The organism is Agrobacterium sp. LY4 (genome assembly GCF_001526585.1).
GTDB lineage: Bacteria > Pseudomonadota > Alphaproteobacteria > Rhizobiales > Rhizobiaceae > Agrobacterium > Agrobacterium leguminum.
Genome location: NZ_ASYA01000014.1, coordinates 1 through 13535 on the forward strand (window position 1 = coordinate 1; position 13535 = coordinate 13535).

The following is a 13535-nucleotide window of genomic DNA, read 5'->3' on the forward strand; positions in this document are numbered from 1 at the left end:
GATCGATCGTCACTCGAATCTGATCTCTGCTTCAATCAATTCCATCTCACTCATATAGTTTCCGCGCACAACCATTCTCCAGCAAGATCGACAATTTCAACATAAAAATCATATATTTACACGTTATCGTCCCGCAATCCGCAAATTGCAGGCCGTAAAAGCAAGATTCTGGTCACAGATTTTCATCCGCCCTCAAATATTCCTATAGAATTCAACGCAGCGTATATTTTATATGTATCTGCATATGTATCTATATAAATATATGTTTATGGAATCCTCCCAGGTCGAAGGGGTACTTCCCTCTTCATCTCGGTTTTCAAATCCAAATTCTTCTTCTGGTTGTGTAAATATTGCTTTTTGCGTCGACGATTCATAATCTTCGCCACCCTTCGCCTCATCAGGGCTGTATCTGCACGAGCTGCAAGAACGTACATTTCATAGAGACCCATTTGAACACGCCTTTCCTATCACGCGACGCAGTTGCGACCGTGTCTTGAGCTTCATCTCTTTTCCCATCAGCCTTTCAGCTCGATGGGCATTGCAACAGGGCACTGAAAATTGCCACCTGGGGAAATAAAGACACTTATCAGTGCCCCGCATCCACAATCCATCGCGGAATAGGGAGAGTATAGGGCAGGCAAACAGGCCGGGGATGAAACAAAGAAAACGAGGGTGTTCAATAACCACACAGCGGAAAAGCCGACGCATCGAAAAAAGATTAACTAATTGAAATTATTAAATTAAAAAAGACCCTCGAAAAATAAAAATTGAAAATAAAACTTCCCGTTCACGAAATCGGTCCCACGCATCTTTTTGACCGCTCTGCGTCCAAGAACACATCCAATGTCAGAAACATGTTTCTGCAATAAACCATTAGTCGTAAAAATTTTATTTTACAATCAATTCGATTAGTATACCATAGGTATTATTCTATTATATAAATCAATCATAAATTGAATAATGCGAAAGAATTTTTGCCTAGGGCAAAGCACTTGAACATCATTTTAACAAGTCGACGAGTGCCCAAGGAGAATTGACTATGCGACACGTATGGGTCGGATTCTGGGTGTTTTCCGGCATCATCAATTTGCTCGGTTTAGCGGGCCCGTTGTTTATGCTGGAAATCTATGACCGTGTGATTCCAAGCCGTAGCGTCCCAACAATGGTGGCGCTACTGATTTTGCTTGCTGGTTTGTATGCTTTCTCGGGCTGCCTCGATATTCTTCGTGCGCGCATGTTAGCCAGAATAGCCGCAACAATCGACTTGCAGATTTCAAACCGGGTGTTCGCGGCGATTGCAGGTTCACCCTTACTGATCAAGACGAACAATGACGTGCTTAAACCCGCGCAGGAGGCCGACCAGATCAAGGCCTTCTTAGCTGGACCGGGGGTGGCAGCATTGTTCGATCTGCCATGGACGCCGGTGTTCCTGGCTATCTGCTTCTTCCTTCATCCATTGATTGGCTGGCTAGTCGCAGGAACGATGGCCGTGCTCATCACGTTAACGCTGCTATCAAGCATGCTGACGAAACATCGCTCCGCAGAGAATGCCACAGCACTCACCCAGCGGAACCGTGTGGGTGAAGCCGCGCATCGAAATGCTGAGGCCATCGCAGCCATGGGCATGCTGGATCAGGCGACTGACCGCTGGAACGCCGCTCATGACAACGCCAGTTCCATTCAGCGTAAAACCGCCGATCTCTCCGCTCTTTTTGCCGGCATATCAAAAGCACTTCGGCAGATGGTGCAGTCGACAACTCTCGCGCTCGGTGCATGGCTGGTCATTCAGGGCGAGCTATCGGCAGGTGCAATCATCGCAAGCTCCGTTATCGCAGCCAGAGCCTTACAGCCGATCGAACAGATTATTGGTGTCTGGCGTCATATGATCTCGGCTCAGCAGGCGTGGCAGCGACTCAAGGCATTGTGGACAAATTTCCCCACCACCCCAACAGAACGAACAACACTGCCAGCACCTACGAAAACGCTGCGAGTAGAAGCCGTGTTCGCTGCACCTCCAGGCGAGCGACAGCGTATGACGATACAAAATGTAAGTTTCAGAGCAGAGGCTGGAAGCGTAGTAGGTATTATAGGGCCAAGTGCATCCGGCAAGTCTACCCTAGTTCGGGCCATCACCGGCGCATGGCCTATAGCACGCGGTCGCGTCTGCATTGACGGGGCAGCGCTCGATCAATGGCCCGCTCACGACCGTGGTCGCCATATTGGATATATGCCACAAAGCTCAGACCTCTTCCCGGGCACGATAGCGGAGAACATAGCCCGACTTGATCGCTTTGCCGATCATGCTGATATCATCGCCGCCGCCCAGGCCGCCGGTGTGCACGACATGATCGTATCCTTGCTTAACGGCTACGAGACGCAGGTAGGTGATGGTGGGGCAAACCTCTCAGCCGGTCAGCGCCAACGGATCGCTCTTGCTCGCGCCCTATTTGGCAAGCCTTTTCTGGTCGTCCTCGACGAGCCAAACTCCAATCTTGATGTCGACGGCGACCGGGCACTGACCGAGGCCATTGCCGGCGTTAAAGCCCGTGGCGGTATCGTCCTTGTGGTGGCACACCGTAACAGCGTCATGTCGCAAATCGATTTTCTGCTTGTCGTGGAACAGGGTACTGTCCGCGCCTTCGGGCCACGAGATTCAGTCCTGAAATCACTACAGCAACAAGCGCCAAGACAGCGTCTCGCGACCGCGCCAGCTCTAGCAGTTGTCGCAGGAGAGGATACGTAGCCATGGCAAACGAGACAAAATCTGACCTCGCACGCTCTCTGCACCGGCATCTTCTCGCCGGCACAGCCGGCATCATTCTCCTGTTCGGCGGTGTTGGCGGATGGGCAATGAACACCGAACTGTCTAGTGCGGTCATTGCCCCGGGAATCTTGATGGTGGATGGCAATGCCAAGAAGGTACAGCACCTGTCTGGAGGCGTCGTCTCTCAGATTCTCGTCAGGGAGGGGCAGACAGTTGAAACAGGTGACGTCTTGATACGGCTCGATGCAACCGTAGCACAGGCGAACCTGATCACCACTTCCCACAAGCTCAACCAACTTTACGCCCGTCACGCGCGACTGGAGGCAGAACGTGATGCAAAACTGCTCGTTGCTGTTCCCCCAGAACTTCTATCACGGCTATCGCTTTCCGATGCAGATGCATTGATGGCCAGCGAACGACGGCTGTTCGAGGATCGCCGTACCTCACGAGAAGGCCAGAAGACCCGGCTGCGTGAGCAAATCAAACAGCTTCAGCAGCAGATCGTCGGCGTTGAAGAACAACGGAATGCGAAAACCGAAGAAACAGACCTCATAGAACAGGAGCTCTCTGGCCTTCGCCGGCTGTATGCATTGGGCGCTATTCCGTTGAGCCGTGTGAACAATCTCGATCGCAATGTGGCACGTCTACGCGGCGAGTACGGGCAGCTCGTGGCATCGATAGCATCGGCACGGACCCGCATTTCCGAAACAGAGGTGCAATTGCTACAGATCGATCAGCAAATGCATGCTGAAGTAGCGACGGAACTTCGCGACGTTGAGAACCAGCAGGTCGAGCTCCGCGAAAAGGAGGTCACGGCTCTTAATGAACTGAAGCATCTCGATATCAAAGCGCCAATTGCGGGGGTGGTCCATCAGCTTATGGTTCATACCGTCGGTGGCGTGATCACCGCTGCTGAACCTCTAATGCAAATTGTCCCGCAAGAAAGCACGCTCACTGTGGAGGCACGCATCGCACCGCAGGATATTGACCAGCTGGCTGTCGGCCAATCAACAACGCTCCAGCTGACGGCGTTCAACCGTAATACGACGCCGGAGATCGCAGGCTCAGTTATCCGCATCTCCGCCGACTTGGAAACGGACCAAGTTACCGCCACAAGTTTTTATAAGGCAGGAATTGCCATACGCGACAGCGATATCCGGCGAAACGAAGGCATCGAGTTGGTTCCCGGCATGCCTGTCGATGTCTTCATACGAACGGGAGACCGCAAGGTCATTTCATACTTCACCAAGCCCATGCGCGATCATATGCAGCGTGCGTTTCGGGAAGAATGACAACGACATTCGCGACGGGTTTGTCGCGAGGCAGATACGGACGCAGCAGACTATGGCCTGGAAAGCAGAGCTGCCGCGCCCGTCCGAAACCGGCGAAATGGTTCGCCGGCAACCCAAGGAGTGTAACATGCCTACACGCAACGGAACCAATGTAGCAGAACTTATCGATCTAAGAAATGAACCGTCAACTCCTCCCGCCGACTGGCCAGAACATCAGGCTTGGTGGAGTGTCTATGCGCTCGGCGGCAACGATACGGTCTACGGTACGGCACACAATGACTGGATCGACGGCGGCGCCGGCAACGACCTTCTCCGTGGCTATAACGGCAATGACAATCTGGAGGGCGGTGCTGGAACCGACTATCTCTACGGTGGCTATGGCAACGATCGCCTCTCTGGTGGAGCAGACAACGACAATCTCTACGGTGAGGCCGGCGATGATTGGTTGGACGGAGGAGACGGCAACGACCGGTTGGAGGGCGGAGCAGACAATGACGTCCTCGTAGGCGGAAACGGGAACGACGTCATGCTGGGCGGATCAGGAGACGATCAATTTTTTGGTGACGCAGGCAACGACATCATGCTCGGTGAAACTGGAAACGATCGGCTCTGGGGCAATGCCGGTAACGATGAATATCGGTTTAACGGCCAAGGATTTGATACCATTAACGATGGCGTTACAAACGGCGGCACAGCGCGGACTGACGCAACGTATGATACCCAAGATGTTCTCGTCGTCAGCTATGCTGCTAACGATCTGGCGTTTCAGCAAAACGGAGATGATCTATGGTTCTATTCTATTGCCGATTCTGCCGATTCTACGCTCAATAGTGCCGCTATTATCGAGGATTTCTTCCTCGGCGGCCATTTCGTCGTGGAGTATATCGTTACAGCAAACGGTGCCGGACCGTCGTACGATCTGACGGGCCTTTTGGCAGCTTAACCAAAGCTACGCCGCGACAATCGAGGGGACCTGCGGTCCCCTCACCAAACAGCTCTCGACCACTGTAGGTATCGTCGGATTACTGAGAGGCCAGATATTCTGCACGCCTATGCTTCATTTCCTGAATAAGACCATATTTAGGATCAGCGCGCATGGCATCGTAGTCAATCCAAGGCTTCGGCTGTTCAATCTTGGGCAATGCAGAAAATTCTGCCTGTGTCAGCGCCGTCTCGGATTTGACGACACGGCCTCCCAAAAGTTCTGCAATCTGATCAGCACGAGCGTGTGCCAAGTTGGGGCCATTCGTTCCATCCACCTCGCCAGCAAGGATGCCGTGCAGCCTGCGGCCAAGAGCATCATCACTGGAGACGCCTCCCTGATTGTCGATTGTCGCCACAATTTGACCGCCGACAACTACGGTCGCATAGGGCTTGATCCCACCATAATCCGAGAGATCAGGCGCTTCTGGAAAGCGTGTATAATCCGCTTCCAACAGCATCTCACGACTGCTGACGATTCTCTGAAAGAAGTCTTCGGACATTTCCCAAACAGGCGTCCCTTTCAAGACGGAGGAAACCGCAGTAGGGCTTAGGGCTGAGAGCTTTTTCTGAAAATTGAGTGTCGCGGCTGAAGGCCTGCTGTCAATGATGGTATCAGGGTTATCAGAGCCAATCTGGCTTTTTTTATCCTGCCATACCGCAGAGGAAGCGTGAGCCTCACGACCCTTGGCGGTTGCTTTTTCCGTTCCGTTGTAACGAAGACCGGAGGTATAATCTTCTGTTGATCCAATCGTAGACATCGAAATAACTCCAAATGTATTTTTATCTTCGCTCAATCGAAACTGTAAAATCTATTGTATTATCTGCCTTAAATACTTAACGCGACCGTCCTCATACCGCGCATAATCTTGCTTCCAGCCTTGGATTTCCGCATAACGCAGGTCAGCCTTCATAGCCACATGATCAATCGTCACCTTGGTTTCTGGTATTGGCGGCAGCGAATTAAACTCCCTTTGTGTCAGGGCTGTGCGGGCTTTCTGTACTCGCCCCCCAACGAGATTGGCGATCCGCTCCGCAATTTTTTGGGCAAAATCAGGCCCAGATACGCCATCCAGACCCGACAACAGGTTACGGAGCCGGTTACCTAAAGCGTCGTCGCTTGTCACGACGCCTTGATTATCGATGGTCGCAACTACACTCCCACCGATAACCACGTTCGCATAGGGTTTAAGGCCGGCATAGTTGGAAAGATCAGGAGCTTCATGGGTGCTATACTCGCTTTCCAAACTGCTCATACTAGTCTCGATAAGCTGTTCTTTTGCTTGCATAAATTCATTGTATTGATCCTGCGGCAGAGCAGCGATATCTATCGGCTTAGCATTCGATAAATCGAACATGTACAAGCTGACCAGTTTTCCCTGGAGCTTAAGAGTGACCGTCGAAACGCCAGAAGAATTGTCTCCCCCGGCCACCGACTTTCTTCCACTTTCTTGCTGTGACGCCGTATATGTGCTGGCGGTGCTGTTATCCGTCTTTTCAGTCCCACCGTAGCGACCAGTGGAGCTATAATATGCTGTCGATCCAATAGTGGTCATGGCAATTCTCCTACATCTACGACCCAAATCTGGCAGATGAGGCTTGCGCCAACCTATCCGTGTCATATTTAAAAAACACAACCATAAAATCTAAAAAACAACATACTCATTTAGCATCACCTCATTCCTTCGCCCAACGCCTCCAAAATCTCATATGCCGCAGAAACCCGCTCCTCATTGGGATAGTTTTTATTGGCCAGAATGACGATGCCCAATTTCTGCTTGGGTATGAACGCCGCATAAGCGCCGAAACCATTGGTGGAGCCGGTCTTGTTGATGAAGACATCCTGCCCCGGCTTCATGGGTGGTGAGATTTCAGATACCGGAACAGTCTTGAGCAGGGCGCCGGAGTTCAACTCTCTCAATGTCTTCAGCGGTGCGGGATGGGCATATTGCTCCCAGACCATGTCCTGCGTCATGGCGCCGACGCTGAAATATCCCGTATGGGTGTTGGTGAGCGCCTGCTGGATTTTTCCGTCCAGCTTTTCCAGTCCCATATTCGCATTGACGAAACGGATCATGTCCTCCGCTGTCGATCTGACGCCGTAGGCTTCCGAGGAGAGAACGGCCGGTGTCATGCGGGCGGGTTCGCCGGTTCGCTTATAGCCCTGCGCGTAATCGGCCATCTTTGCCTCAGGTACCACGGTGAAGGTGTTCTTCAAGCCCAGCGCAGGGAACAGAGTATCTTTCATGGCGTCATCGAAGCTTTGGCCCATGGCCTTTGCGGTGATGTATCCGAGCATGCCGATGCTGGGATTGGCATAAGTTCTGTGTGTTCCGGACTTGTATGAGGGTTTCCAGGCCTTGAGATAGGCCAGCAACTGCTGTTCCGTCTTGACGTTATCCGGCACCTGCAACGGAAAGCCGCCGGCGGTGTGGGTACCGAGTTGCATCAGTGTGACATCACCGAAGGGCTTGCCCTTCATGGAGGGAAGATAATCTTCAACTTTGCCGGAGAGCGAAAGCTGGCCATTCATTTCGGCATAGGTGCTGAGGGTGACCGTGAAAGTCTTGGAGATAGAGCCGAGTTCGAAAAGCGTCTGCGCCGTCACCGGCTGGCCCGAGCTTTTGGACATGACGCCATAGGTGAAGACGTGGCTTTCACCGTCGACACTGATACCAACGGCAAGACCCGGAATGCCGTTTTTCTCCATGACCGGTTTGATCGCGGCATCCGTTATCGCTTTCAGCTTCGCATCATCGGCGGCGAGCGCCTGCGAAAACAGGCCCGTCGAAAGCAAAGTGGCCAGTGCGATATGTCTGCGATTAAGTTTCATCTTTCGCGTTCTCCAAAACCTTGGGTGGATTTTCAGCCCGTGGGCCGTTCCCAGCGAAAGACGTTTAACCGGCCTACATTGCACGAACAAATCATGATATCTCGGAGGAGACACAAGAAAATCTAGGTCTTGAATGGTTCGGCAATTTCTTCCCCTGAACGGCTTACGGGCTTTTGAAGCATCGGCGCGGCACCTGAGCTTCACCCGCGCGGCCATCGAATTGTGTGTGACGCAGGCGGCTGTGAGCCAGCAGGTGAAAGGGCTGGAAAAGCGGCTTGGCGTTTCGCTTTTCCAGCGGCTTCCGCGCGGGCTGAAGATTACCGCCGAAGGCGAGGCCCTGCTGCCGACGGTAACCAGCTCCTTCGACCAGATGGCGACGACGCTCGACCGGATCGAGGCCGGGCAGGTGCGCGAATTGCTGTTTCTGGGTGTTGTGGGAACCTTTGCCGTGGGCTGGCTGCTGCCCCGGCTGAAGGCGTTTCAGAAGCAGCATCCCTTCATCGATGTCAGGGTTTCCACCAACAATAACCGGGTGGATATGGCGGCTGAAGGGCTGGATTTTGCCATTCGTTTCGGCCAGGGCTCCTGGCATGGCACAGATGCCTTTCGGTTATTCGAGGCGCCGCTCTCCCCGCTCTGCACGCCGAAGCTGGCGGAGACGCTGAAAACGCCCGCTGATCTGATGGAAGCGACGCTGCTGCGCAGCTACAGGGCCGATGAATGGAGCAACTGGTTTGCGGCGGCAGGGGTGACGCCTGCGGCGCAGGTGAATGCCGGCATTGTTTTCGATACGTCTCTGGGCATGATGGAGGCGGCCCTGCAGGGGCTGGGCGTGGCGCTGGCGCCGCCATCGATGTTTTCGCGGCATCTGGCCTCCGGCGCGATCATCCAGCCTTTTCCGGTTACCATTTCGCTCGGGAGCTATTGGCTGACCCGGCTGCAATCGAAACCGCCGACACCCGCCATGCAGGCCTTTTCCGGCTGGATGTTCGAGAGCATCGGCGCTGCGGGATAAGGCTTATGCCAGGGCGAGCAGAACGCCGCCGGCCGCGCAGAGGACCACAACGGCCCATGGCGGGGTTTTCCAGATCGTCAACAGGATGAAGCCGGTGAGCGCCAGCGTGAAATCCTTCGGGGTGAAGATGGCGCTTGTCCAGACCGGATCATAAAGTGCGGCGCCCAGAATGCCGACGACGGCGGCATTTGCACCGCGCATGGCGGCCTGCGCCACAAGGTGCTTGCGGAACCCTTCCCAGAAGGGCAGTGCGCCGACGAGCAGCAACATGCCGGGCAGGAAGATCGCGACAAGGGCGATCGCCGCGCCTGTAACGCCGTTGGGCTGTGGCCCCACCACCGCACCGAGATAGGCGGCGAAGGTAAAGAGCGGGCCGGGCACGGCCTGGGTTGCGCCATAACCGGCGATGAAGGCACCTTCCGTGACCCAGCCCGTGGCGACGACTTCCGATTGCAGCAGCGGCAACACCACATGGCCACCGCCGAAGACGAGCGCGCCGGCGCGATAAAAGGCATCGAACAAGGAAAGGCCCTGTGACGCCGCGACCGCCGCAAGCAGCGGCAGGAGGCCAAGAAGCAGGGCGAAGGTGGCGAGTGCAATGTATCCCGCACTTTTCGGCACCCGGAAAGCGAGATGGGTGGCCTGACGCGCAGCATCGGCGCGACAGAAGACAAGCCCGGCGAGCGCTCCAACGGCAAGCGCCAGGATCTGCCCGAAGGCGCCGGCGACAAACACGACGCAGACGATGCCGGCAAGCGCGATGCTGGCCCGCTCACGATCCGGCGCAAGGCTTTTTGCCATGCCCCAGACCGCCTGCGCCACGACGGCGACGGCGACGATTTTCAGCCCATGCAGGAGGCCGGTGCCGACTGGCCCTTCGATGGAGGCGGCGACCATGGCGAAGAAAAAGAGGAGAATGGCGGATGGCAGGGTAAAGGCCGTCCAGGCCGCCAGCGCACCGAGTGGGCCTGCCCGCAGCAACCCGAGCGCAAACCCGACCTGGCTGGAGGCCGGGCCGGGAAGAAACTGGCAGAGCGCCACGAGATCGGCATAACCAGCTTCGTCGATCCATTTGCGCCGCACGACCAGCTCATCGCGAAAATAACCGAGATGGGCGATAGGGCCGCCGAAGGAGGTGACCCCGAGCTTCAGGAAAGCCGCAAAAACCTCACCGGGTGTGCCGTGTCTCTGGCTGTGCACTTCGGTCTCTATGCTTCGCGTTGACGATTTCACAAAAGAACTCCCTGCGTGCAACGGCTCGTCGTCAACACATATCAGCCTCAAAACGGTTTCGGTATCAGACACCATTATGACAGGGATATGAAGGGGCTGGCGGCACCGACGCCGGAACGTTGCGATAACGTTCCGGCGTCGTCTGGCGATTATCCGGCGAAGGACCTATCTCTCGGTCGGCAACAGGTCGGCGAAGTGCGAAATCCAGCCATTTTCATCGGTGCCGCCGGAAAAACCCGTTGCCTCCCAGATGATGTGATGCCTGTTGCTGCCGTTATGAATAGTCACCGCGGCGGCAATGGGGGTTGGGGATCGCCACGAAAAGTTGCGGTTCGCCCCGGGCTCGAGATGGCTGAGGGATTTGAGCTGGACATCGTCGAGGAAAAGCACCGTGCTCATCTGCGTCTCATAGAGGTTTTCCCATCGTGCCTGCGCCAGCGCATTCGCTGCCGCAACGAGAAGATTGCTCTCTCCGACGGGATCGGCCAGGGCCGCCAGGCGCCAGGCGGCGAAGATATTGGCGATATCCCCCGTGCTGAGCCCGAGGCTTGAGAGGAATTCGATGGTCTGCGCATTGCCGAAAGCATCATAGCCCGCTTCGCCGAAGGGGCGGATATGCTTGACGACGAAATTGCTGAGAAGTGGCATGTGTATCTCCTTTTTGGACATGGGCCACCTGTTCCCGAACGTTGACGTGCGGGATTGCATGGTGGGATCTGTGGGTTGATTGGGTGCCGGATATCTCCGGCAATCGAAGGGAATGCGGTCGGCTTGCCGGCCTAGCCGAAGGCAATGGCGACGCGGGCCGGCATTGCCAGAAACTCCTGCAGGCCGATGCGGGTTCTGGCGCCGCCCCGCCCGGCCGGCCATGGATCGAGGATATGAAGTTCGAGATCCTTGCCGTTCACGGTGTAGCCGTAGACGAGGTAATAGTGGTTCTCCGTTCCGATCACCAAGACGCGGTTGTTATCGATCTCGTGTCTGACGATATCGGCCGTCAGGCCATTGACGAAGTGGCCGCCCGTCGTGGTGTGATCGAAGGCATTCCACTGGCTGGAAACCAGCTTGACGACATTGCTGTTCGCATTGGCGCCGCCCTGTTCATCGATGCCGGCGGATTGATCCAGAACCTGCGCCAGCTCCCAGCGCTCCTGAACCTGCGGATCGACGGTGGCAAGCGCTTCGGTGTTGCGCCTTGCAATCTCGTATTGGGTGGCGGCAGGAAGCCGGTAATAGGCCCGCACCATCTGCTCAACGGCGGCAAAGCACCAGGCGGGGGTGTCCTGCGGCACCAAAACGGGAGGTTTGTTGACTGTCGGCATGGTCTTCTCCTTTCTGAAAATGACGCGGCATGGGGCGCTTCGAAGCGGCCGGATGCCTGTCGTTGATTTGGTGAATGTCAAAGTTTCGGCGGCCGTCCTGCCGGCACATGCGCCGGCAGGACATTGCCCATGATCCCATGCCCGAGGGGACGTGTTCGGCCGGGACCATGGAAACGCTTCCTGCCGGGCCGGGACAGGAGCGGCAGGCTCTCAGGGGATCAGGCGGTTTTGCTCAGATCCTGACGATAGGCCTGCAACGACGCGATTTTTGCGTCCGCAGCGGCCTCGCGTTCGGCGACGATGGCCGAGAGCTTTTCCGAGGCTTCCGCCATATAGTTCGTCAGTGCGGGGCCTGTGACATATGAGCCTTGCAACCGATTGAGCTTCGACCATCCGTGCGCAAAACTGCGGTTGAATCTGTCACTGACGATCACCACCGCGTGCCATTGGGCAGTCTGTCTGACGAAGAACTCGTCGACGGAGCGAACGAGCTGGGCAAAGCGGTTCCTGCGAATAGTCTCCTGCCCCGCGACATTTTCGATGCCATCGATCTGATGCTGGGCATCGTCGGCAACGGCCTGCATGAAATCGGCGAAACCTTTGAAGAAAAATGCGATCTCCTCAATGATTTCCTTCATGCGTTTCAGCGCCGAAATGCTGACGTTGAGCGACTGGACCGCAAGCTTGATCTTGTCATCCTCGGCCTGTTTGCCCTTGAGCAAAGCGTTGATCTTTATGAGTTCGGCGGCCTGGTTCCGGCGTTCTTTCTCATAGGTTTCCACCTTGTCGATCATCTTCATCTGCATTTCACGCAGGCTCGCCGCCTGCTGCTGCTGCTCGTCGGTAAGCTTGCCCAGTCCCTTGTCGAGCGCGTCGAGCGAAGCCTGCAGGCTGGAAATCAGGGTTTGCTGATTTGCAATCTTTTCCTCCTGCGCTTTCAGTTCGGCAGCACGCGCGGTCAGGCGTTTATCGAGCTCGGCAAGTTCCACGGCCTTGCTCGATTTAGGATCGGCGCCGTCGGCGTCCTTCGCCAACGCCGATCTGCTGTCCTCAAGCGATTTGATATCCGTCTTCAAGGCGTCGCGTTTTTCCTCGCTTTTGCGGAGTTCAGCCTTCTGCTCGGAAATCTTGCTCTGCGCTGCCGCCGCATCCGTCTTGCCGTCGCCGGTCGCCGGCGTGCGGCCGCCACCGCCTTGCCCCTGTCCGTCAACACTCTGCCCCCCTTTGGACTGCCCCGAGAGAGCACCACCAACCGACGATGCCAACATCGAGGCCGGTCCGCCCGCGACCATGGCGATGGCAGGAACGACGCCGGAAATCATCTGCGCGCCGACACGGACGATCGACATGACAAAAGCGCGCTGTTCTGCCGTATTCGCCCGCTTTTCGTACTCACGGGCTTTGTTTTCAAATTCCGCAACCTGCGCCTTGAGATCGTTCACAAGTGATTCAAGCTGTTGGCGCCGTGCATCGGCCTCGTGGATTTCCCGCTCCATCACCGCCTTGTCTTCGAGGCGCCTGCTCAAAGCCGTTTCGCTCATGCTCGTGGCTTGAGCCGTTTTCACAATGATGGCGTCATATGTGTCTGCAAGATTGAGAAGATCGTTGCGCACCGCCAGTGCTTTATCGCGGATATTCTTAGCCAGCTCGATCAGGTCGTTGGAGACAAACGCCTTGATTTCGGCCTGATCATTTCCCTCCCTGATATCGAGCCAGTCCGGAAAAAGATCGGCGATGGACAAGCCGATGCGGGTGGCCGTTGCTATCGCGGCTCTCATGACTACTTCGCTTTTCTGCTGCGAATCAATCAATCCGTCCATGATCGCAGTGATGCGCCCACGAATCTTGTCCTCCTCCTGAGGCGTGGTGTTATAGGCGATGTAAAGCAGATCGATCGCATTGTCGGTGTCGCGCTTGGCGCGCTCGACATCATAGGTTCCCTGGATTTTATCGACATAGGACCGGACAAGCGCCGTATCAGACTTGGGAAGGCTGAAATTCGGCTGCGAAACGATCGCATCGACGCCGGCGTCGATCGTGCTGTTGATCTGGGCGGTCCGGCTTTCAAAAGTCACGACATTGTTCATTTTCATGC

11 protein-coding genes are annotated in these 13535 nt (G+C 55.6%); 4 read left to right on the top strand and 7 right to left on the bottom strand.

Translation table 11 applies throughout. The features are described 5' to 3' along the window. The first annotated feature begins 1039 nt into the window (after positions 1-1039). From L904_RS14290 to L904_RS14300, 3 genes are all read left to right on the top strand, one after another. Complete coding sequence (locus tag L904_RS14290; RefSeq protein WP_051671871.1) at positions 1040-2743, top strand: type I secretion system permease/ATPase; 1704 nt, start codon at positions 1040-1042, stop codon at positions 2741-2743. A 2-nt stretch (positions 2744-2745) separates the two neighbouring features. Further along, positions 2746-4056, top strand: coding sequence for an HlyD family type I secretion periplasmic adaptor subunit (locus L904_RS14295; RefSeq protein WP_035261875.1), 1311 nt, complete (start codon positions 2746-2748; stop codon positions 4054-4056). Between the two features lie 127 nt (positions 4057-4183). After that, positions 4184-4999 (top strand): calcium-binding protein, encoded by an 816-nt coding sequence (locus L904_RS14300; RefSeq protein WP_197416753.1) that lies wholly within the window; start codon positions 4184-4186, stop codon positions 4997-4999. A 79-nt stretch (positions 5000-5078) separates the two neighbouring features. On the opposite strand, the gene L904_RS27775 is transcribed toward L904_RS14300, so the two are convergent. The 3 genes from L904_RS27775 to ampC all read right to left on the bottom strand — a co-directional run bounded on the left by L904_RS27775 (position 5079) and on the right by ampC (position 7870). Further along, the gene (locus tag L904_RS27775; protein WP_155272864.1) at positions 5079-5798 is read right to left on the bottom strand and encodes a hypothetical protein; all 720 of its coding nucleotides are present in this window, start codon (positions 5796-5798) and stop codon (positions 5079-5081) included. A 51-nt stretch (positions 5799-5849) separates the two neighbouring features. Further along, entirely contained in the window at positions 5850-6593 is a 744-nt protein-coding gene (locus L904_RS14310) for a hypothetical protein (RefSeq protein WP_051671874.1), read from the bottom strand. A 116-nt stretch (positions 6594-6709) separates the two neighbouring features. Further along, the gene (ampC, locus tag L904_RS14315; RefSeq protein ID WP_035261877.1) at positions 6710-7870 is read right to left on the bottom strand and encodes a class C beta-lactamase; all 1161 of its coding nucleotides are present in this window, start codon (positions 7868-7870) and stop codon (positions 6710-6712) included. A gap of 133 nt (positions 7871-8003) precedes the next feature. Between ampC and L904_RS14320 the strand changes: the two genes are divergently transcribed. Further along, positions 8004-8885 (top strand): LysR substrate-binding domain-containing protein, encoded by an 882-nt coding sequence (locus L904_RS14320; protein WP_035261879.1) that lies wholly within the window; start codon positions 8004-8006, stop codon positions 8883-8885. Positions 8886-8888: 3 nt separating this feature from the next. Here L904_RS14320 and chrA read toward each other — a convergent pair whose 3' ends face one another. The 4 genes from chrA to L904_RS14340 all read right to left on the bottom strand — a co-directional run bounded on the left by chrA (position 8889) and on the right by L904_RS14340 (position 13527). Next, positions 8889-10118, bottom strand: a complete 1230-nt coding sequence (gene chrA, locus L904_RS14325; protein WP_035261881.1) for a chromate efflux transporter — start codon at positions 10116-10118, stop codon at positions 8889-8891. A 165-nt stretch (positions 10119-10283) separates the two neighbouring features. Further along, the gene (locus L904_RS14330) at positions 10284-10766 is read right to left on the bottom strand and encodes a hypothetical protein (protein WP_035261898.1); all 483 of its coding nucleotides are present in this window, start codon (positions 10764-10766) and stop codon (positions 10284-10286) included. 131 nt (positions 10767-10897) lie between these two features. Continuing rightward, a complete protein-coding gene (locus tag L904_RS14335) occupies positions 10898-11440 on the bottom strand; it encodes a papain-like cysteine protease family protein (protein WP_035261884.1) in 543 nt (180 codons plus the stop codon). Between the two features lie 218 nt (positions 11441-11658). Beyond that, positions 11659-13527, bottom strand: coding sequence for a hypothetical protein (locus L904_RS14340; protein ID WP_035261886.1), 1869 nt, complete (start codon positions 13525-13527; stop codon positions 11659-11661). Positions 13528-13535: the final 8 nt, after the last annotated feature.